The 20,750-nt window shown below is 38.4% G+C and carries 16 protein-coding genes; 10 read left to right on the top strand and 6 right to left on the bottom strand.

Annotation, left to right across the window (positions count from 1 at the left end; genetic code table 11):
• Positions 1-39: 39 nt before the first annotated feature.
• A complete protein-coding gene (locus tag H6F39_RS03740) occupies positions 40-1,443 on the top strand; it encodes an Eco57I restriction-modification methylase domain-containing protein (protein ID WP_190396260.1) in 1,404 nt (467 codons plus the stop codon).
• A gap of 89 nt (positions 1,444-1,532) precedes the next feature.
• Here H6F39_RS03740 and H6F39_RS03735 read toward each other — a convergent pair whose 3' ends face one another.
• The 4 genes from H6F39_RS03735 to H6F39_RS03720 all read right to left on the bottom strand — a co-directional run bounded on the left by H6F39_RS03735 (position 1,533) and on the right by H6F39_RS03720 (position 8,215).
• Positions 1,533-3,122: an HlyD family efflux transporter periplasmic adaptor subunit gene (locus H6F39_RS03735; RefSeq protein ID WP_137909313.1), complete on the bottom strand. Its 1,590-nt coding sequence runs from the start codon at positions 3,120-3,122 to the stop codon at positions 1,533-1,535.
• A gap of 131 nt (positions 3,123-3,253) precedes the next feature.
• On the bottom strand, positions 3,254-6,247 hold the full coding sequence (locus H6F39_RS03730) for a peptidase domain-containing ABC transporter (RefSeq protein ID WP_190396259.1): 2,994 nt from the start codon (positions 6,245-6,247) through the stop codon (positions 3,254-3,256).
• Between the two features lie 51 nt (positions 6,248-6,298).
• Entirely contained in the window at positions 6,299-7,024 is a 726-nt protein-coding gene (locus H6F39_RS03725; RefSeq protein ID WP_137909325.1) for a peptidylprolyl isomerase, read from the bottom strand.
• Positions 7,025-7,432: 408 nt separating this feature from the next.
• The gene (locus H6F39_RS03720; protein WP_137909315.1) at positions 7,433-8,215 is read right to left on the bottom strand and encodes a COP23 domain-containing protein; all 783 of its coding nucleotides are present in this window, start codon (positions 8,213-8,215) and stop codon (positions 7,433-7,435) included.
• 243 nt (positions 8,216-8,458) lie between these two features.
• Here H6F39_RS03720 and H6F39_RS03715 point away from each other — a divergent pair, with 243 nt between their 5' ends.
• From H6F39_RS03715 to H6F39_RS03695, 5 genes are all read left to right on the top strand, one after another.
• A complete protein-coding gene (locus tag H6F39_RS03715) occupies positions 8,459-9,262 on the top strand; it encodes a type 1 glutamine amidotransferase (RefSeq protein ID WP_137909316.1) in 804 nt (267 codons plus the stop codon).
• Positions 9,263-9,409: 147 nt separating this feature from the next.
• Complete coding sequence (locus H6F39_RS03710) at positions 9,410-9,949, top strand: GAF domain-containing protein (protein WP_236097179.1); 540 nt, start codon at positions 9,410-9,412, stop codon at positions 9,947-9,949.
• A 366-nt stretch (positions 9,950-10,315) separates the two neighbouring features.
• The gene (locus H6F39_RS03705) at positions 10,316-10,879 is read left to right on the top strand and encodes a Uma2 family endonuclease (protein ID WP_190396258.1); all 564 of its coding nucleotides are present in this window, start codon (positions 10,316-10,318) and stop codon (positions 10,877-10,879) included.
• A gap of 78 nt (positions 10,880-10,957) precedes the next feature.
• Complete coding sequence (locus tag H6F39_RS03700; protein ID WP_137909327.1) at positions 10,958-12,145, top strand: class I SAM-dependent methyltransferase; 1,188 nt, start codon at positions 10,958-10,960, stop codon at positions 12,143-12,145.
• 296 nt (positions 12,146-12,441) lie between these two features.
• On the top strand, positions 12,442-13,320 hold the full coding sequence (locus H6F39_RS03695; RefSeq protein WP_028082087.1) for an NAD(P)-dependent oxidoreductase: 879 nt from the start codon (positions 12,442-12,444) through the stop codon (positions 13,318-13,320).
• 120 nt (positions 13,321-13,440) lie between these two features.
• Here the strand turns inward: H6F39_RS03695 and H6F39_RS03690 are convergent, their stop codons facing one another.
• Complete coding sequence (locus H6F39_RS03690) at positions 13,441-13,980, bottom strand: single-stranded DNA-binding protein (RefSeq protein ID WP_137909328.1); 540 nt, start codon at positions 13,978-13,980, stop codon at positions 13,441-13,443.
• 672 nt (positions 13,981-14,652) lie between these two features.
• Between H6F39_RS03690 and H6F39_RS20570 the strand changes: the two genes are divergently transcribed.
• From H6F39_RS20570 to rpmA, 3 genes are all read left to right on the top strand, one after another.
• Positions 14,653-17,340: a lectin-like protein gene (locus H6F39_RS20570; protein ID WP_190396257.1), complete on the top strand. Its 2,688-nt coding sequence runs from the start codon at positions 14,653-14,655 to the stop codon at positions 17,338-17,340.
• An 827-nt stretch (positions 17,341-18,167) separates the two neighbouring features.
• Complete coding sequence (gene rplU / locus H6F39_RS03680; protein ID WP_028085419.1) at positions 18,168-18,575, top strand: 50S ribosomal protein L21; 408 nt, start codon at positions 18,168-18,170, stop codon at positions 18,573-18,575.
• A gap of 130 nt (positions 18,576-18,705) precedes the next feature.
• Positions 18,706-18,990, top strand: coding sequence for a 50S ribosomal protein L27 (gene rpmA, locus H6F39_RS03675; protein ID WP_028088939.1), 285 nt, complete (start codon positions 18,706-18,708; stop codon positions 18,988-18,990).
• Positions 18,991-19,075: 85 nt separating this feature from the next.
• Here rpmA and H6F39_RS03670 read toward each other — a convergent pair whose 3' ends face one another.
• Positions 19,076-19,429, bottom strand: coding sequence for a hypothetical protein (locus H6F39_RS03670; protein ID WP_306420257.1), 354 nt, complete (start codon positions 19,427-19,429; stop codon positions 19,076-19,078).
• Between the two features lie 362 nt (positions 19,430-19,791).
• On the opposite strand from H6F39_RS03670, the gene cruF reads away from it, so the two are divergent.
• Complete coding sequence (gene cruF / locus H6F39_RS03665; protein ID WP_137909320.1) at positions 19,792-20,700, top strand: gamma-carotene 1'-hydroxylase CruF; 909 nt, start codon at positions 19,792-19,794, stop codon at positions 20,698-20,700.
• The last annotated feature ends 50 nt before the right edge of the window (positions 20,701-20,750 follow it).

Genomic DNA, 20,750 nt, shown 5'->3' with positions numbered 1-20,750 from the left:
AAAGCTGAGAGAACGAAGCGGGAGAAAAAAATTGCTAAGTTGAATAATGAAATTGATAAGTTACGGGTGGAAATTGAGGAAATAGAAAATGGTAGAATGTATGAAAATGCTTTGGAATGGCGCTTTGAGTTTCCTGAAGTGTTAAATAATGATGGTGTTTTTGTTGGTTTTGATGTGGTTATTGGAAATCCTCCTTATATTAGACAGGAAGAAATTAAACAATTAGAACCAATTTTGCAGACAAATTTTATTACCTATTCAGGAACTGCTGACTTGTATGTATTTTTCGTGGAAAGGGGATTTAAAATTCTTAAAACTAAAGGTCAATTTTGTTATATAATGCCTAATAAATGGATGCAAGCGGGTTATGGAAAAGCTTTAAGAACCTATATTTTAGAAAATCAATTACAAGGGATTATTGATTTTGGTGATATTCAAATATTTGAAGAAGCAACTACTTATCCTTGCATTCTGAATGCTTCAAAACAGCAGCAAAATACTAATTTTATTTCTGCTACTGTAAAAACACTTAATTATAGTAATAAATTTGCAGCATATATAAAAAGTATTTCTAATCAAATAAAAGTTGAAACCTTAAATGATGAAATTTGGGTAATTTCTTCTGATAGTGATCAGAAATTACTATCAAGAATTAAAAGTAACTGTGTTTCACTCGCTGAATATATTGATCATAAATCATTTCGTGGAATCTTAACAGGTTTAACAGAAGCATTTGTCATTGGTAATGAAAATTGTAGAGAAATAATTAACAAAGATAGTCGAAATTCAAAAATAATTCGTTCATTTATTTTAGGTCGTAATATAAAACCTTATGCAATTCCTGAAGTAGAAAATTATTTAATAAAAATTGATAAAGGCTTTACCAATTCATTTAGAGAAAATCAAGATGCTTGGATATGGTTATCGGAAAATTATTCAGCAGTTTCTAATTATTTAAGTCTATTTAAAGATCAAGCAGAAAAAAGAACAGATAAAGGTGATTACTGGTGGGAGTTGAGAGCCTGTGATTATTATCAAGAATTTGAAAAACCTAAAATAATGTATCAAATATTTCAGACAAAACCATGTTTTATTTATGATGAACAGGGGCTATATTGTAATAATTCTATGTGGATTATTTCCAAAGCAGATAAGATTTTATTGGCTATTCTTAATTCAAAAATGGGTTGGTGGCTAATTTCAAAATACTGTACCGCTATTCAAAATGGATTTCAATTAATTTGGAAATACTTTGGACAAATCCCAATTCCTCAAGCAAATCCAAAACAAGGGGAAGTTATTACTTCCGTTGTTAATCAAATTCTCACTGCTAAAAAATCAGATCCAAAAGCAGATACAACCACATTAGAAACAGAAATAGATCAACTAGTTTATCAACTTTATGAATTAACACCAGAGGAAATTAAAATCATAGAAGGGTAAACACCACAAATTCCAGATCCCCGACTTCTGAGATTAATTTATCATTTATTGATAAGATAAAAAAGAAGTCGGGGATATTATTTTCATCCCTAACGCACCTCATTTAAACTTTCAATTTGTTCCGTAAACATCTCTGTAAACAAACTCATTACCGTGCGTTCTTCACGAACTTTAATATTAGCAGTAATGGACATCCCTGACTGTAAAGATATCTTTCTATCTTGATTCGTGAGATTTAAATGTTGTTTGTCTAACTTAACTGTGGCCGGAAATCTATAAAATTGATGGTTTTGGTCTGGAGGTAAAGCATCTGAAGCAATCTTAGTTACTTTACCTTTAATATCACCAAATTCACTAAAGGGAAAGGAGTCAATTCTTACATCTACGTTCATACCTTTTTTGACAAAACCAATGTCTTTATTGGTAATGAAAACTTCTGCTGATAGGTTTTCTTTGGGGACAATTTGTAGTAATTTTTGTGTGGAATTAGCAACAAAGCCAACATTTTTAGCCTGGAGATCAAAAACTATTCCTCCTACTGGAGCGCGAAGTTCTTGATATTTAAAGTTTAATTGTGTTTGCGATATTTTGCTATTTATGTCTGCTAAACGCTGTTCATTGTCTAAAATGACCTTCGTGAACTGACTATCAATTTCAGCAATGCGTTGTTTATTATTGCCTATTTTTTCCAAAATATCTTTACCGGAACTAGCAACTGTATTAGTTAATTGCTGTTTTCCTTTATCAATATCAAATTCTAGACGTTTTATTTCTTCCTGCAATTGTGAGATTTCCGCTGCGAGAGTTTGTACCTGTTGTTTCTGATTCAGATATTGAAGTTGGGAAATACCCCCTTCTTCCGCTAAGACTTTGATTTTGGCTAAAATACCGCTTTGAATGGCTAGACTATTGCGAGTATCTTGCAGTTTAAATTGAGTTTGAGAAAGTTGTTTTCTAGTTTTTTCAACTTCTAAATTTGCGGCTTTGGAACGAGACGCTAATTCTATTTTTGCAACTGCTAGTAGTTGTTCTTCGTCAATTCCTATTCCTGCTGTTCCCGATGAATTTCTCAATTGAGAACGTAATAGTTCATTTGCTGCTACTAAGGAAGCGCGACTTTTGAGCAGAAATGCTGATTCTCCTGGTAGTTTACTGCGTAAAAATTCTATTTCAGAATCTTTACCTCTGCTTGCTCCCATTAAGCGTCGATAGATATTGTTTTCTTGAATTAAAGCTATGCGAATTTTATTCAAGGCATTTAATTCTGCTAGGGTAGCAATAGACTCAAATGTTAATAACAATTGTCCTGGTTTTACTTCGTCTCCATCTTTTACATAAATTGATTTAACGACTCCATTAACGGGAGCTTGTACCTCTTTGACTGTTCCTTCTGGTTTTAATTGACCCGTTGCAGGAATTGTTTGCTCAATTTTGGCTAAACAAGCCCAAGTAATTCCAAAACAAGCTAATCCCATGAGGGTGATCATGATGGTTCGTGACCATATTGGAGATTGTCGTAAAACTACAGATTGCTCAAAATTATCGAAATTAAAGTCAATTTTAGGCTGTTGGGAACTGGGTTTGGGAGATGTTAATACTTTTGAGTCTTTATATGATCCATTGCCATTTCCGTTTCCGTTGCCATTTCCGTTGCTGCGATTACCATTAACTTGAGTCATAATAATTTGGGATTTGGGATTTTAGATTGAATATTTACTGGAGTGTCATTTGAGCTTGGCTCTGTTATCAGTTGGATTTTATTTAAGCAACTGACAGGGTTTAGCATTGCTAAACCCCTAGAAATAATTGACTACAAATTTACTTCCTGTTGTTGATAAAGATAGAAATAATGACCTTTAGCAGCCATAAGTTCTTGATGATTACCTTGTTCTATCATCCTACTGTTATCCATGACGACGATAGTATCGGCATTACTAACAGTATTTAAACGGTGGGTAATGAAGAAGACGGTACTACCTTTAAAAGCGCGAGCTAAGTTCAGACAAATTTGTTTTTCGGTGGGATAATCTAGGGCGCTGGTGGCTTCATCTAGAACTAGTAATTTAGGTCTTTGTAACACAGAACGTGCGATCGCAATTCTTTGTCTTTGTCCACCAGAAAGGGCTGATCCTCTTTCCCCAACTCGCGTATTATAGCCTTGGGGTAAACCCATAATAAATTCATGGGCAACGGCAATTTGAGCAGCTTCAATAATCTCCTCTGTTGTGGCTTCAGGATTAGTTAAAGCAATATTTTCCTGTACTGTACCATCAAATAAAAGGGTATCTTGAGGAACTACACCAATTTGTCGCCGCAGAGAATAAAGTTCGACTTTGGCAATGTCGTAACCATCAACTAAAATTCTGCCAGATTCTGTGTCATAAAGTCTGAGCAGTAATTTCATCATTGTACTTTTTCCCGAACCACTTTGTCCAACAATACCGACAAATTGACCTGCGGGAAATTCGACAGTAACATTACTCAATTGTAGGGGGCCTGAGGCGGCAAATCGGAAGGAAACGTTTTCATATTTGACTCCACCAATAATCGGTGGGAGGGGAATATTATTCTTATCTATTTCTGCTTCTTGGGGGCTGTCAACAATATCGCTTAATCGTTCTAAGGATAACCCGGTTTCTTGGAAGTTCTGCCAGATTTGTGCCAGCCGTAATATGGGGGTGGTAACGTAACTAGAAATAATCCGAAAGGCAATTAATTCCCCTAATGTTAGTTCTTGTTTTAAAACTAAATAAGCTCCCACCCATAAAACTAATAAGCTGCTGAGTTTGCTTAAAAACTGACTTGTGGAGTTAGCTAATGTGGAAGTAATAACGGTTTTAAAACCTGCGGCCACAAATTTAGCATATTTTTTTTGCCAAGAAAAACGCGATCGCAATTCAATATTTTGGGCTTTAACTGTTTGAATACCTGACATCACCTCCACTAAATAAGATTGAGTTTCGGCGTTACGTTCTGCTTTACCTCTTAATTGTCTACTCACTGTTGGGGCAGCAATTAATGTCACTAACACAAATAGAGGGATGGTTCCTAAACCTACTATGGTCAATTGCCAACTGTAAAACAGCATGACCACTATATAAACTACGGAAAATAGGGCATCTAACACTACTGTTAAGGCCGTACCCGTGAGGAACTGACGAATATTTTCTAGTTCATTAATTCTGGTGGATAATTCACCCACTGGCCTTTTATCAAAATACCGCAGTGGTAAGCGCAATAGGTGGTCAATAATTTGTGACCCCAAACTCATATCAATGCGGTTGGTGGTATCTACAAATAAGTAAGTCCGCAATGTAGTTAATACCGCTTCAAATACACCCACTGCTAATAGTAATACTCCTAAAACATTTAGGGTATTAATACTATTTTGAACGATGACTTTATCAATAATTAGCTGAATGATTAGAGGATTAGCTAGGGCGGCTAATTGGACGAAGAAGGAAGCAATAAATACTTCTATTAGCACCCGTCGGTAACGGGATAAGTAAGGAACAAACCATCCTAATCCAAAGCGTTCTTTAGGTGTTTCCTTGGTAGCACTGAGCAATAAAACCCTAACTTGTGGTTGTAAGTTGGTTTCATCTGTTTCTAATTCTTTCAGCAATTTATCAAGGCTGGTGTTGATAATACCTTGAGATGGTACACCCAAAACGGCTTTTTTTCCATTTACGGCATAAAGAACCGCAAAACTGTCACGATAGCGAATTAATGCTGGGGTAGGAATGCGGTTAATGGAAACAGCCGGAACATCAACTAGCTGGGATTTGAGTCCAATTAATTCTGATAAATAAGCGCAAAGTTGAAAAGATACACTGCCTTGACGCTTGATTTGGTCATTTAAAATGCGGCGGACTACTTCTTTCCGAAAGGGAATTTCTAAATGCTTGGATAGCATTTGAAAACAAGCCAGACTAGATTCTAGTTCTCCCTGTCCTTTAAAAAATGGATATTTTTGATTTTTTGGTAAATCCTTTGATGTGCTTGTCCCAATAAATTCCGATTCTGTTGCGTAGGGAACTTCTTCTATGGTGACAGTACCATCTAACAGATTTTCTAATTTCTCTGTTTTTAGAGGTGGACTATCCACTAATGATAAATCACTCTGACTGATACCCAACAAACGGACAGGCAGTTTATCTTTAACTTCAATTACTTCGTCTTCTAAGCGAGAACCAGGGGTTAAATTGCTCAGATCACAACTACTACTTACAAACCAAATTCGATCACTTTCTAATTCTCTTAAAGACGTTTTTCCTGGTCGTAAATAGTGAATTTTTGACCCTAATAACGCCTGTTCCGTCAGGTCTTTGAGATTATGATTGGCTAAAGGTTGTTGTGCTATCTGTAAACTCAAGATATCAAATACTTCTGCCAAGTTAGTTATTTGTTGACGAGCCTGAGTAAATGCTAAATTTCGAGATAGGAATTGTAAATAATCTGCTGCATTCCAGGTTAAACATATCACTTCTTCATAGGCGATCGCTGTTTCGCACGGAATTTGACGTAACCAAGAAATTTCCCCAATTACCGCTCCTGGTTCTACTATTTTTAAAGTAATTGGTGATTGGTTTTCCGGGTATCCTAGTAGTCTGATCCTGCCTTGATAAAGAATTGATACTTTTTGAGGTAATTGTTCTTTGCCAACAATTTTCTGCCCCATGCGGTAACGTAAAGGCTGTAAAATTTGTGGTGATGAGAGTTTGCTAATTTCCTCGCTTGATAATTGGTCAAACCCTGGAATCGTGGCAATAAATTCTTCAAAGGTACTCTTAGTATAAGTCATGTTTCTTGAGGTTAATTATGTCAATTTATATTGGCCAAAGGTTCGGGTAATTTATGATGTTTGAATTTGCCATTTTCGTTCTGTCATTTGTTCTTGTAACCATTGATTAAATCTTTCATTCAGCAACCGTTGCCGCATTGAACGATCCAGTTGGGCTGGTAGTAATTTTTCTAAGCGGACAATTACCAGTACATTATTAATTTGAGTTGGTGGTGATAACTGCTGTGGCTGGCTTCTTGAAAGGATATTCACCAATGTTGGATGAAGGGATTGTAAATCTATTGGACCTACTAAGCCATCAGTTTGAGCTTCTGGACCTTGGGCATATTCCCGTGCTAACTCAGCGAAAGACTGTTCACCCTCTTTGATGCGGAAGTAGATTTCTTGGGCAATCCCGATTTCCGAGGTAGTAATCAGCGAATAAATTACCCTATCTAGTTGGGCTTTACGTTGGAAGAAGTACGAGTTTAAATCCCCACCCCAAGTGGCCTCTTTAAACTTTTCTAGTTTTAATTGTCGCATGGCCATGATCTTTAATTGCTGGAAATTTTCTCCTTGTTGATCTATTCCCTGATATTGTTGGGCTAATTGTTCGCAGACCTGTTTTTCTTCTTCTGGAGTATGGACAATTTCGGCTGCTGCGATCGCTTGATCAATGATAATTTCCTTGATTAATACGGGAATAAGCTGGTATTCCGATATTAATGATAGAACTTCTCCGGGCTGGAGGATGCGATCGCCCCATTGCAGGACTTGATTCTTATGGCTTGTGATCAGATTTGTCACCGTTTTTAACTGCTTTTGAAAAGATAATAGGACTAGGTTTTGAACAAGTTATCTTTTGGTTAAGATTAGATAATCTATTACTAATTTACTCTGCTTTCAAGTTAGTGTATAGATGTATATCAGTAAATTTTCCATCGGCAGAAGTTGATTTGCTAGATGTAGATAATCAGACTGTTGATATTTGGATATTATTGTACCAAAATACCATGGATTGATAAATTTGTCATACCAAACTTACTTTTACTCTATAAATCTTTGCTAACCTTAACTATGGCATCATCCCCTGCTAAATTGCTCGTTCTGGATCACAGAAAATCAGGCCGGTAAATCGTAATTACGACTTACCAGCCTGAAGTAGACAATTAAATTTATTGCTCCTACCTCATCAAATCATCCTAATTAACGAAATCTGCCAGGATTTAGACGAGCAGGGTCTTTTTTTGGTCTATTGCGTCCAATTCCTACCCCATTTCTCAATTTTTTGGCAGTACCACCATCTTGAGGATCAAGGTATGGTTTCAAATTAATTCCACTTCTAAAAGAACTAAGCTGATTATTACCACTTACAAGTGTTTGTCCTATGTTGTATAAACTATCTCCCTTTCCTCTCTGAGGTTCAGTGTAGGTATCAACAGCAATAGTTTGTTGTCCACTATCAGCGGTAGTGAGATTTTGGAATACACTATTACGGATTGCATAGGGATCTTTACCACGGGGTACTGTTAAGACAATTCGACAATTGGGTTGGGCTTCAGTGGTGACACAAATAATATTTTCGTTGTTTTCTAAAGCTATTCGTAGTTCTTGTAAACCATCGGGACGATATAATTCTAAACGTCCTGCGATCGCTTGACAACGTTTTTGGGCATCCCAACCCCCACCTAAATTTTGAGGTGCAGCCCAAGCAAAATATTGTCCTGGTTGACTTTGGGGCTGATACATGACTGTAAACTGTCCATTGTAAGATTGACAACTAAATCTTGTACTACTGTTAACTGTGGTAGAATTTGGTACACTGGTTGTAGTCGAACCTGATGGAACTGTAGTTGAACTTGATGGAACTGTACTTGAACCTGATGGAATTGTAGGCACCACAACTTGAGCAACAGTCACAGCATTTCCAAAAAATAAAGAACAGCCAAGACTACTCAAGAATAAGAACCGCAGCGATTGTAAAGACATAAATATAATCCGTAGTGGAGATAGGTAAATAGCTGATGTCTATATTGACGGAGAACATAAGTTTTTGATTCATGGAAAAATCTGTTTTTTGTTTTTACTACCGCAGAAACCGCTGTATTATATGTTTACTAAAATTTAAATTTATTAATGTATTGCAACAATTATGAAATATTTCTTAAAATTTGCCTAGTCCTACATATTCCCTGCTAACGCTATATTAGAGGTTTTGTAAGTCATGCGCCCATGGAAATTATTATTGGTTGGCTGTACCCCAAGTTAATGAGTACTTATGGTGATCGGGGAAATGTGATTACCATAGAACGTCGCGCCCAGTGGCGGGGGTATAATGTGACTGTATTGCCCTTGGATCAAAATTCCACCGCAGAAGATATCAAATCAGTAGATGTGATTGTCGGTGGTGGGGCGCAAGACCGTCAACAAGAAATTGTGATGCGGGATTTACAGGGTGAAAAAGCTGAGGCCATGCGTCATAAAATAGAAAATGGTACACCGGGAGTTTTTACCTGTGGTTCTCCTCAACTACTGGGAAATTATTATGAACCAGCTTTCGGAAAAAGAATTGAGGGTTTAGGAATATTGGATTTAGTTTCTGTTCATCCTGGTGAAAATACTAAAAGATGTATTGGTAATTTGGTCATAGAAGTTACAGCTTCCCGGTTAGCAGCCGAATTGCAAGCAATGACAGGGATAAAACCTTATTTAGTCGGGTTTGAAAATCACGGTGGCCGGACTAAATTAGGGAAGGTGGAAGCTTTGGGGCGGGTAGTGTATGGCTTGGGTAATAATGGAGAAGATGGAACAGAAGGAGCGTTTTATCAAAATGCGATCGCTACCTATTCCCACGGTCCATTATTACCTAAAAATCCCTTTGTTGCTGATTGGTTAATTCAAACCGCGTTAAGATTAAAATATCAGCAAGAAATCAAACTTTCAGCTTTAGATGATACCTTAGCGATGCAGGGACGAGAAGCAATGTTTAAACGGTTAAAAGTTGATTTACCCAATGCTGCGGGAATCAGAATTTAAAATAGGTGTAGTTTAGATTAAATAAGAATCTAAATTTTAATATTAAACTACATGATTTTTATAGAAAAAAAACATAATTTTCTATAAAACATCTGATAAGTTACTATAAAAACCCGAAATCATTTAGTTAGTCATCATTTGAAATCTGTGCAACTTCCTTCTTTACCAGAATTTGAAAATCGCTCGTATCATCACCCTGATCAGGGTTTACAAGAATTACTCAGTCGTCTGATCATCAGAATGCAACGAGATGAATTGATTAGACAAACGACAAATCAATTGCGAGAATCTTTACAGGTTGATCGGGTAGTATTGTATTATTTTTATGGACAATGGCAAGGACAAGTGACATTTGAGTCATTAGGTTCTGATGAATATTCGATTCTCGGTTCTACTGGTCCTAGTGATTGTTTTAATAATGAGTATGCTGCGTTATACTTAAAAGGACGAGTACGAGCGATCGCTGATATAGAATTAGAAGCGATTGAGGATTGTCACCGTGAATTTCTGCGCGGTATGCAGGTTCGGGCTAATTTAGTAGTGCCAATTTTAATACCAAGGGGATTATGGGGGCTATTAGTAGCTCATCACTGCCAAAGTGCGCGTTTTTGGACTTTAGCAGATATTGAATTGATGGAAAAGGGAGCGGGAACTTTAGCAACAGATTCTAATATTTTAGAGAGCTAATCATGTAAAGAATTTTTCTGATGTTGATGTTTTTTAGATATTACAGCGGTTTCCGCTCTTATGAGGTACAAAGTTGAATCATGAAACTCTTGTAGTGCGGGCATCTTGCCCGCTAGATATGTACCTCATAACACCGGGAAGTGCTGTATATTTGAGAAAGAAGTCGGTAAGCTGATGCTTTATCTGTGGTCATCAAAACGGAATTATTCACTGGGACGCACATCCTGGTAATATGATTGATATTAAAAGAAAATAGAAATACTGTAGGGGCAACCCCCTGTGGTTGCCCTTAGCTAATCTAGCTTTTGCAGCTTGGAAATGCTAGAAAATAATACAATATTCATAATCCACCAACCCGAAACGGTAATGGTTCAAATCCCTATTAAACCCTTAACCCTTGATGAATTTCTCAAATTACCAGAAACCAAACCGGCAAAGGAATTTGTTAACGGCCAAATCATTCAAAAACCCATGCCTCAAGGAAAACATAGTACAGTTCAGCTTGACCTCGGTTCTAGTATTAACCTAGCACTCAAACCCCGGGGCGTAGCCCGTGTATACTCTGAATTACGCTGTACCTTTGGCGGTAGATCCATTGTACCTGATCTTGCAGTCTTCACTTGGGAACGCATTCCCCGTGATGAAAATGGTGAAGTTGCTAAGACCTTTGCTATCGCTCCTAACTGGACAATTAAAATACTTTCTCCTGAACCAAGTCAAACTAAAGTTGTTCGTAATATCCTCCATTGTATTAGTCATGGTACTCAAATGGGTTGGTTAATTGACCCCGCAGAAAAACTAGTTTTTGTCTATTTTAGTGATCAACGTATTCTATTATTTGAACTAGAAACAGATGGCTTACCTGTTCCACCTTTTGCTGAGTCTTTTAATCTTACTGTAGGTCAACTTTTCAGTTGGCTAAATGAATAAATGCTATCAGCGATCGCTTTTTTAAGTCGTGGTAATGTATTTGGTATAGTGCTAAGTTCTCTGTCAACTGCAAATTTTATGGATTCCCATTTGCCACTGTGTCAAGCTATAGCCCATCGTATTATTACTAATTCCCAAAAAAGAATTACCTTTGCGGAATACATGGATATGGTGTTATATCATCCAGAATATGGCTATTATGCCAGTGATGCTGTAAAAATTGGATTTCGAGATAGTGACTTTTTCACATCTGCCAGTTTAGGATCTGATTTTGGGGAATTACTGACCAAGCAATTTTATCAAATGTGGGAGATTTTAGATCAACCCATATCCTTTAATTTGGTAGAAATGGGAGCAGGACAAGGCATATTAGCCTCCCATATTCTCAACTATGCAAAGCAAGAATACCCAGACTTTTTTGCAGCGGTCAAATATATTATTGTTGAAAAATCACAAAGTTTAAAACAAGAACAACAACAACGGTTACAAGATTTTTCTGTAGATTGGTGTAACTTGGAAGAAATCACCCCCAATTCCATTATTGGCTGTTTCTTCTCCAATGAATTAGTGGATGCTTTTCCAGTCCATCAATTTATTTTAAATGGGGGGGAATTACGGGAAATTTACGTTACTGTTGAGCAAAAACCGGAGGAAGAAAATTCTGCTTTACCTATATTTATTGAAATCATGGCAGAACCATCAACACCACAATTAGGGGAGTATTTTAAGTTGGTGGGAATTGATTTAAGCCAAAATACTTATGAAAATGGCTATCGCAGTGAAATTAATTTAGCAGCTTTGAAATGGTTGGGTATAGTAGCAGACTGCTTGCAACGCGGCTATGTGTTAACAATTGATTATGGCTACCCCGCACATCGTTATTATCACCCCAGAAGAGATCAGGGAACTCTCCAATGCTACTACCAACATCGTCATCATGATCATCCTTATATCAATATTGGCAGACAAGATATCACCGCCCATGTTGACTTTACAGCCTTATCATCCTGGGGTGAAAGGTGTGGACTCAAAAAAGTTGGTTGGACCGAGCAAGGCTTATTTTTAATGGCATTGGGAATAGGTGAAAGATTAGCTGCTCTCTCCTTTCAACAGCAACCAATATCACAGTTGCTACAGCGACGGGAAGGATTACACCAATTAATTAATCCAGGGGGACTAGGCAATTTTGGGGTTTTGGTCCAAAGTCGAGGACTAACTGCACAAGAGGCATCAAAACCACTGCTGGGATTAGTCGTACCAGAGTAGAGATCAAAGAGAAAGGTTAAAAATCTCTTTAACAATCCCGTATGAGTCTTGTTTGCACTAGCATAACAGAGATGACATTCAAATGACAAATCTACCCCAGAGAAATAATTATGACTGCTCATGATCTGTTAGTGCTAGTAACTCTATTGTCTCCCGGCATCTTACTTTCCGTGATCATAATGGTGACTTTTGCCGCAGGAGGCTAGGAGATTTTGGATTTTAGATTTTGGATTTTATCTAAAATCTAAAATTCAGATCACAACTGACAACTGACCACTGACTAAGGAACGTGAAACATGAAGGTGGCATTTCTGGGAACTGGATTGATGGGACTACCGATGGCTCAAAGGTTATTAGCAGCCAATATAGAGCTAATTGCCTATAATCGCACCCCAGAAAAATTAGAACCGCTACGGGCAGCAGGGGCGGAAATTGTGACAAAACCGCGGGAAGCCATCCGCGCTGCTGACTGTATAGTCCTAATGCTTTCTAACGCCGCAGCTATTTATCATGTCTTGCTGACAGATACCTCTTGGCATACTTTATCAGGACGCAGCATCATTCAAATGGGGACAATTACCCCCGTAGAAAGCCAAGAAATCAGAGATGCAGTAGTTGCGGCTGGAGGCGAATATATAGAAGCGCCTGTCCTCGGTAGTATTCCCGAAGCTAAAACTGGCAAATTAATCGTCATGGTAGGTGGAGAGGAGGAACAGTATCAACGTCATTTCCCACTCCTCCAACATTTTGGAGACAATCCTGTATACATAGGACCTGTGGGTACTGCTTCTACCCTCACCCTAGCACTCAATCAACTCATTGCTTCACTGACAACTAGCTTTGCTCTCAGTCTGGCTTTTATCCAGTTGCAAGGTATTGATGTTGATTTGTTTATGCAAATTCTACGCGAAAGTAAACTTTATGCTCCCACCTTTGATCAAAATTTGCGGCGGATGTTAGATGGTAATTATAATAATGCCAACTTACCGACAAAACAACTGATCAAAGAAATAGATTTATTTATCTCTGAAGCTAAATCCTTGGGTTTGAATCTCAGCAGTATTGAGGGTGTAAGGCAAATCTTACACGCGACTATGAAAATGTCTTATCCAGAAGATGATTATTCATCGGTATTTCCAGCGATTCGGGAATGGGGTGAAGTCAGCGGGGGTTGAGATAAGCTGTTACCCATTTAAATTTGATCATCTTCATCTGGCTAGATGTTGTGGTGCGGGCATCTTGCCCGCTAGAATTATACAAATTAAATGCAGTTTAAAGGCAGTAAAGCCTTCCGGCTAAAACGGGATATCATCTGGATCGGGTTCTGGTGTAACTCCTACAGGGGACGGAGACTGAACGGGTGCGGGTTGGTATGTCAGTTGAGGGGCTGCTACCTGCGGTTCATTTTTTTGAGCAGGGGCTGATGGGGGATAGTTTGATTCATAATTCGTCGGGCGGTAGCTAGGTGATGCTACAGTAGTTTCTACTACAGGTGTGGTTCTCTTAGCAGCTGGTGGTGAATTAGTATAAGTACCTTGTTCAATAGCGTAAATCTTTTGCACCGTCAACTCTGCGCGTTTTTCCTTAAATCCTTCGGGGCGATCAATTGTATTCATACCTAAGCGCCCTTCTATAATAATGCGATCGCCTTGATGATAACTTTGGTGAATCTCTTTTGCCAAATTTCCCCAACCTACAACTTTTAAAGGATGAGTTGGATCATCTGGTTTTGTTCCTGGCACATGAACAATCATTTCTGTCACTTCCAACCCATCTGGTGTGTGACGCAGTTGAGGATTATCATAAATTTCCGCCATCAAAATACAACTGTTCATGACCTGCTCCTGATTTTCAATACTTTTTCTCGCGGTGAATTTAACTTGACGAGAAAATTTCAGCATAATTAATTACAGCAGTTTTTATGTATTTATACCACACTCTGAATTAATCTACTCCTTCGCTTCTTCGCTCCTTTGCGTCTTGGCGCGAAACTTTGATTAAAATGCGGTTCATTTACCTAAAAATGGCTGTAAAACGATGATCATACTTACCGTTCCTGTACCGGAGGCAATCATCATCTTTCTATATTACAAGAATTGCGGCTCAAAGCCGTTAATTAACCCTCATAGCACGGTGTGATGTCACCCAAAAAGTTTTTCAGTAAGTCCTATATATTTATTCATACATTGACAACTCAAGCATATTTATCTTAAAAATAACTTTATTGATGCGTATATTTGCCCTTGACTTGGGAGGATTTACCCATCATGCAGCGAAAAACAAACCACCTTTGGGTATTATCCTGTAAGAATAGCAGAATGTGTCACATAAATTTTGCCTAAGTCCTATTTTTATGTCAGGTAATATTGAAAGTAAAAAAAAATCACAAATACTTTTTAATAAAAGCCGCTTTTTTTCAGTAATTTAACTAGTTGACAATCAATAAAAATGCAAAATATTATCACAAATGTAATGTGTAGAAAAAATTTAAAGGTTAATAGAATAATATGGCAACCATGAACGGAACAGCAGCAGCAGACAACCTCGTCGGTACAACGAGTGACGATATTCTCAATGGTTTAGGTGGTAATGATACCCTCAATGGTGGGGGAGGAAATGATCAGATTTTTGGTGATGTTACCTCTGCTATTACTGCTCCCATTTTCAACTATAATGGCAAATTTTACCTCTTGAGTAATGCAGGTACTTGGACACAAGCACAAGCACAAGCCGTTGCTTTAGGTGGTAATCTTGTTACCGTTAATGATGCTGCGGAAAATCAATTTCTAGTTAACACCTTTGGTTTAGAAGCTTTATGGATTGGTTTGACAGACGAGGTGACTGAAGGAACATTTAAATGGGCAAATGGAGAAGCTGTCACTTATACTAACTGGTCTCCAGGTGAACCTAATGATGCTGGTGGTGCTCAAGACTATGCTTATATCAATTTTCAAAATCCCGGGAAATGGGATGATGCTGGCATAGCTGGTATCCGAGGAATTATCGAAATCGCATCTAATGACACAATCATCGGTAGCACTGGCAACGATACAATTAATGGGGGTATTGGTCAAGACACAGCCGATTATAGTGCCATAGGTCAAGCCATTACCCTGAAACCAACAGGGGTAGTTACCAAAGGTACAGCAGGAACAGACCAACTGGTTGGTATAGAGAACATTATCGGTGCAACGGGTCTAACTAACATTATTGATGCTTCCACAGCCACTGGCACTGCTACCATTAATGCCAATTTAGCGACTAAATCCCTAGTTGTGAATACTGGTGATAGTGCTTTCCCGACTTTGTCCTTTTCCGTTCATAATTTTGTTAATGTTATTGGTACAGCCAATAATGACACAATTACTGGGAATGATGGCAATAATAACCTAGCAGGAGGCAACGGTAATGATACCCTCAATGGTGGAGAAGGAAATGATCAGATTTTTGGTGATGTTACCTCTGCTATTACTGCTCCCATTTTCAACTATAATGGCAAATTTTACCTCTTGAGTAATGCAGGTACTTGGACACAAGCACAAGCACAAGCCGTTACTTTAGGTGGTAATCTTGTTACCGTTAATGATGCTGCGGAAAGTGAATTTTTAGTTAACACCTTTGGTGGTACGGAAAAGTTATGGATTGGTTTGACAGACGAAGTGACTGAAGGAACATTTAAATGGGCAAATGGAGAAGCTGTAACTTATACTAACTGGTCTCCAGGTGAACCTAATGATGCCAATAACGAAGACTACGTAGAATTTAATTTTTTAGGAGCGGGAATATGGAACGATCTTCCCAATTCATTGCTATTATTACGAGGAATTATCGAAATCGCTAACTCTAATGACACAATTATCGGTAGCACAGGTGATGATACAATTAACGGCGGTTTAGGAAGCGATACAGTTAACTATAGCAGTCTTACGGAAGCAATTACCCTGTTAGCAGGTGGAATCGTTAATAAAGGCTCTTTTGGCACAGATACAATTGTAGACGTAGAAACTGTAATTGGTGCTACAGGTCAATCTAACACCATTGACGCATCCACTGGAATCGCTACCACCACATCCCTCAACGTCAATCTAGCCACTAATAACCTGATCATCAACGGATTACCAGCGCCGATTAATTCTATCACCTTAAACGTGCAGAATTTCCTAAATGTGGTTGGTACTACTCAAAACGATACCATCAAAGGTAATAATCTGGCTAACGAGTTAGTTGGAAATACTGGCAATGATACCATCCAGGGTAACGATGGAAATGATATTCTTGATGGTGGTGACGGTAATGATCAACTATTTGGTGGGAATAACGATGATCAACTATTTGGTGGCCTCGGTAATGATATTCTGCAAGGGGATAATGGAAATGATTTCCTCAACGGTGACTTAGGAAATGATACCCTCAGAGGTCTTGCTGGTGATGATATCCTTGATGGTGGTGTCGGTAATGATAGCTTGTTAGGTGGTGTTGGTAACGATATTCTCTTTGGTGATTTTGGTGATGATATTCTCAATGCGGAGGCAGGTAACGATTTAGTATTTGGAGATGATGGTAATGATCGGTTGTATGGTGGTGTTGGTAACGATATTCTCTTTGGTGATTTTGGTGATGATATTCTCAATGCGGAGGCAGGTAACGATTTAGTATTTGGAGATGATGGTAATGATCGGTTGTATGGTGGTGTTGGTAACGATATTCTCTTTGGTGATTTTGGTGATGATATTCTCAATGCGGAGGCAGGTAACGATTTAGTATTTGGAGATGATGGTAATGATCGGTTGTATGGTGGTGATGGATCAGATGAATTAAACGGGGGGATAGGCAAAGATTTCCTTTATGGAGGCAATAATAATGATACCCTCTTCGGAAATGATGATAATGACACCCTCTGGGGTGAAGCTGGAAATGACATTCTCAATGGTGGTAAAGGTAATGATATTTTGGTAGGAGGAGCAAACAATGATGTTTTTGTAATTGCACTAAGTAATGGTGCTGATATCGTTCAAGACTTCCAAGATGGATTGGACCGCATTGGCTTAAGTGGGGGTTTACTATTTACTCAATTGACAATTTTAGGAACTGGTACTAATACTGTGATCAGGAATACGAGCAGTGGTGAAATTTTCGCTACTTTGCAAAATGTTAGTTCCACATTGATTACAAGTGTTGACTTCACTGTAGTCTAATTAGTATCATGTTTGGCGGTTATAAACCGCAGCTACACAAACAAAACCTATCGTTATGGGTTTTATAACTTTAATTTCTCATTATTATCCTAGAAACCTTGTAGAGACGTTCCATGAAACATCTCTACATTTTTTTTCACTAGATTGTTGACAAAAATATTACCAATATAAGTAAGTTGGCATCAAAAAACCAAACTCTGTAAAGAAACGTAAAATCGCTGAAAACCTATTCCCTCTTCCCTCTTCCCTGTCACCTGTCACCTGTTCCCTCTTCCCTCTTCCCTGTCACCTGTCACCTGTTCCCTATTCCCTCTTCCCTGTCACCTGTCACCTGTTCCCTCTTCCCTATTCCCTCTTCCCTATTCCCTATTCCCTCTTCCCTCTTCCCTGTCACCTGTTCCCTGTCACCTGTCACCTGTTCCCTATTCCCTGTTCCCTCTTCCCTGTCACCTGTCACCTGTTCCCTGTCCCCGTGGCGTAGCACCTGTCACCTGTTCCCTAGTCAGTGAATATGTAAGAAAATCTGAGCAACCGTACAAGTCGCTCAGATTGATTGATTTTTATTCCGTCTGTGTCGGGATTAACTACAAAGCCAAAAATTACCTTTTCGGAAATCTGCTGAAAATCCAACAAACTATACAAATTATAATTTTATTTAATAAAAGCTTGACTAATTAGCTATCAATCAGGTACTATATTAGATTGTCTGTCTAATTCCGGCTCGGATCAGGTAGACATACTGCAAAAGCTGGCAAAAGCTGTAAATAATAGCGTCTCTATAAAAGATTATAGCCAGCTACCTGTACGGCAACCTCAAGGACGATTTAATGACCTACGCAATTATTGAAACTGGTGGAAAACAAATCAAAGTAGAAGCAGGTCGTTTTTACGACATTGAACTACTCAACGCCGAACCAGATGAAAAAGTTACCATTAACGCTGTATTGCTTGTAAACCACGACGGCGCACTTTCCATTGGACAACCTTTGGTAGAAGGTGCAACGGTCGAAGGGACAATTATGCGACACCTGAGAGGTCGCAAAGTCCTGGTGTATAAGATGAAACCTAAAAAGAAAACCCGCAAAAAACGGGGACACCGCCAGGAAATTACCAGATTTTTGATTAATTCTATCAATCTTAACGGCGAAGTTTTAGCTTACGAAGCAGCCCCTACTGGTGCTGAAAGTCCAATTATTGATGCTGACTTTGTGGAAGAAACCGCAGAGGAATCATAAAAATTGATAATTGATAATTGATAATTACCAATTACCAATTACCAATTACCAATTACCAATTAAATTTTCCCAGCCTAAACTAGACAATTAGCGGTCTGGGATTCATAAAGTAAATAAAAAAGAGGAAACCATGGCTCATAAGAAGGGAACAGGTAGTACGCGTAACGGTCGTGACTCAAATGCTCAACGACTAGGTGTAAAGCGTTACGGTGGACAAACTGTACGCGCAGGTAATATTTTGGTTCGTCAACGTGGTACTAAGGTTCACCCTGGTAACAATGTGGGTATTGGTAGTGATGATACCTTGTTTGCTTTAGTTGACGGTGTAGTTACCTTTGAAAGAAAGGGTAAAAGCCGGAAGAAAGTTAGCGTTTATCCAGTGGTGGTAGCAGAGGTAGAAGCGTTAGCAAGCTAGTTAGTGATTAATCATCTGGCTGAAAATTGTAGAGATGTTCCATAGAGCGTCTCTACAAGATTTAAAGTAATTAAGATGGGGTAGTTCATATATAAAGCTTAATAAATGCGCCCAGTGCTAAACCTACGACTGCAAAAAAGGATATACAGCCAAAAGCGAGCGCTGGTTTTAAAGCAAGTGTTTGGAAATCTATTCTGGCTAAAATAGTCGCGCACAAAATGAGTAAAATGTCAAGAAATACCCGAAACCAGGCAACCATCAGAAAAAATAGGAAAGCTGCTAAGATAGCTACACCAAAAGCCCTAGCACTGGACTTGAACAAGGTACTGACATACTCGTTTATTTTTAACCAAGGGTTGGTAAAACAGATTAGGGACAGCAGGATAGTTACCACGGTTATCAGCCATATATACCAAGGGGCTTTTTCTTCAAATATCATCCAGCCCAATGTACTGTAACTCAGTAATACGAGTGTCAGGGAGAACCAAGGGATCTTTTTCAAGATTGACATATAGCAGCAGTCAAGAATAAAACAGAGTGAATAAATGTGAAAGTAATGTGAAAGTAATGTGAAAGTTCTGTACCTTACTCAGTTACAAATCGTAATATACTGGTATTTTGAATATCGGTTTCATTCATTATTTCACAGATTTACCTAACCCATCAGGTTTCTTGATGGTAAATTCCACCCCTAATTCCATTTTGAGAGAATAAAAATCAACATTTGGTTAAATATGTTGATAAATATTTGTAAACTGTTAGCAGTTGAGTAGCCAACTGGCATATCATTAAGGATTGATCATGAGACAACTTGTTATCGTCGAGCGTATAAGCCTAATTGGTCATATCGTTTCTATGGTATTTGGACTGCTGGGGATATTAATTGTGATTCCCAATGCTGAATTGCTTGTCAGCTTATCCGCAGCAGGTGAGACCGTCATGCAGTGGAGTATGGCAGGTGGTGGTGTGGTATATATGATTTTCGGGGCGTTGGGAGTGTTCCTCTATGCTTACCGAACTTTGGGTTTGGCACGCACTTTAGGATTTTTAATACCATCCTTATCAATTTCCCTAACTAGTGAATTATTAGGAACTAGTACAGGCTTTCCCTTTGGGGGCTATAGCTATTTGAGTGGCTTAGGTTATAAAATTTCTGGTTTAGTACCTTTTACAATTCCCCTTTCATGGTTTTATGTAGGATGTGTATCTTATGTATTAGCCCGTGCGGGTTTACAAGTAGATAAAAAACCTAGCTTGTTTCGTCAAATTGGTGCAATTGTTTTAGGTGCTTTACTACTCACTTCTTGGGATTTTGTCCTTGACCCAGCCATGAGTCAAACTTCCCTGCCTTTCTGGTATTGGCACGAACCAGGCGCTTTCTTTGGTATGCCTTACCAAAACTTTGTCGGTTGGATGGGTACTGGTGCTTTATTCATGACTGTAGCGGCTTTATTATGGAGTCAAAACCCGATTAAATTAGACTCTTACCAATTGAATGTACCTTTATTAGTTTATTTAGGTAACTTTGGTTTTGCCACAGTCATGAGTTTAGCCGCTGGGTTTCCCATTCCTGTATTACTAGGTATAGCACTGGGTGTAGCTCCGGCTGTGCTGCTGTGGTCTAAAGGTTCTAGCGCACCTGCAACAGTGAATATGGAAGCAGCTACTCAGGAAGTTGCTGTTACTAATGTGAAGGTTGCTTTTAAGTAGGTAAGAGAGACGAGGAAAGAGGGAGAAGAAATTAAACTATTTACCTCTTT

This window comes from Dolichospermum sp. FACHB-1250 (assembly GCF_014696335.1).
GTDB classification, from domain to species: domain Bacteria; phylum Cyanobacteriota; class Cyanobacteriia; order Cyanobacteriales; family Nostocaceae; genus Dolichospermum; species Dolichospermum planctonicum.
This window is presented reverse-complemented; position numbering and strand designations above follow the sequence as displayed.

Bases quoted from the DNA above. Each gene is read 5' to 3' on its own strand.
- cruF (WP_137909320.1), top strand. From the start codon at position 19,792: ATGAGACAACTTGTTATCGTCGAGCGTATAAGCCTAATTGGTCATATC.
- H6F39_RS03695 (WP_028082087.1), top strand. From the start codon at position 12,442: ATGAAGGTGGCATTTCTGGGAACTGGATTGATGGGACTACCGATGGCT.
- H6F39_RS03720 (WP_137909315.1), bottom strand. From the start codon at position 8,215: ATGTCTTTACAATCGCTGCGGTTCTTATTCTTGAGTAGTCTTGGCTGT.
- H6F39_RS03735 (WP_137909313.1), bottom strand. From the start codon at position 3,122: ATGACTCAAGTTAATGGTAATCGCAGCAACGGAAATGGCAACGGAAAC.
- H6F39_RS03715 (WP_137909316.1), top strand. From the start codon at position 8,459: ATGGAAATTATTATTGGTTGGCTGTACCCCAAGTTAATGAGTACTTAT.
- H6F39_RS03690 (WP_137909328.1), bottom strand. From the start codon at position 13,980: ATGAACAGTTGTATTTTGATGGCGGAAATTTATGATAATCCTCAACTG.
- H6F39_RS03730 (WP_190396259.1), bottom strand. From the start codon at position 6,247: ATGACTTATACTAAGAGTACCTTTGAAGAATTTATTGCCACGATTCCA.
- H6F39_RS20570 (WP_190396257.1), top strand. From the start codon at position 14,653: ATGGCAACCATGAACGGAACAGCAGCAGCAGACAACCTCGTCGGTACA.
- H6F39_RS03670 (WP_306420257.1), bottom strand. From the start codon at position 19,429: ATGATATTTGAAGAAAAAGCCCCTTGGTATATATGGCTGATAACCGTG.
- H6F39_RS03700 (WP_137909327.1), top strand. From the start codon at position 10,958: ATGGATTCCCATTTGCCACTGTGTCAAGCTATAGCCCATCGTATTATT.
- rpmA (WP_028088939.1), top strand. From the start codon at position 18,706: ATGGCTCATAAGAAGGGAACAGGTAGTACGCGTAACGGTCGTGACTCA.
- rplU (WP_028085419.1), top strand. From the start codon at position 18,168: ATGACCTACGCAATTATTGAAACTGGTGGAAAACAAATCAAAGTAGAA.
- H6F39_RS03705 (WP_190396258.1), top strand. From the start codon at position 10,316: ATGGTTCAAATCCCTATTAAACCCTTAACCCTTGATGAATTTCTCAAA.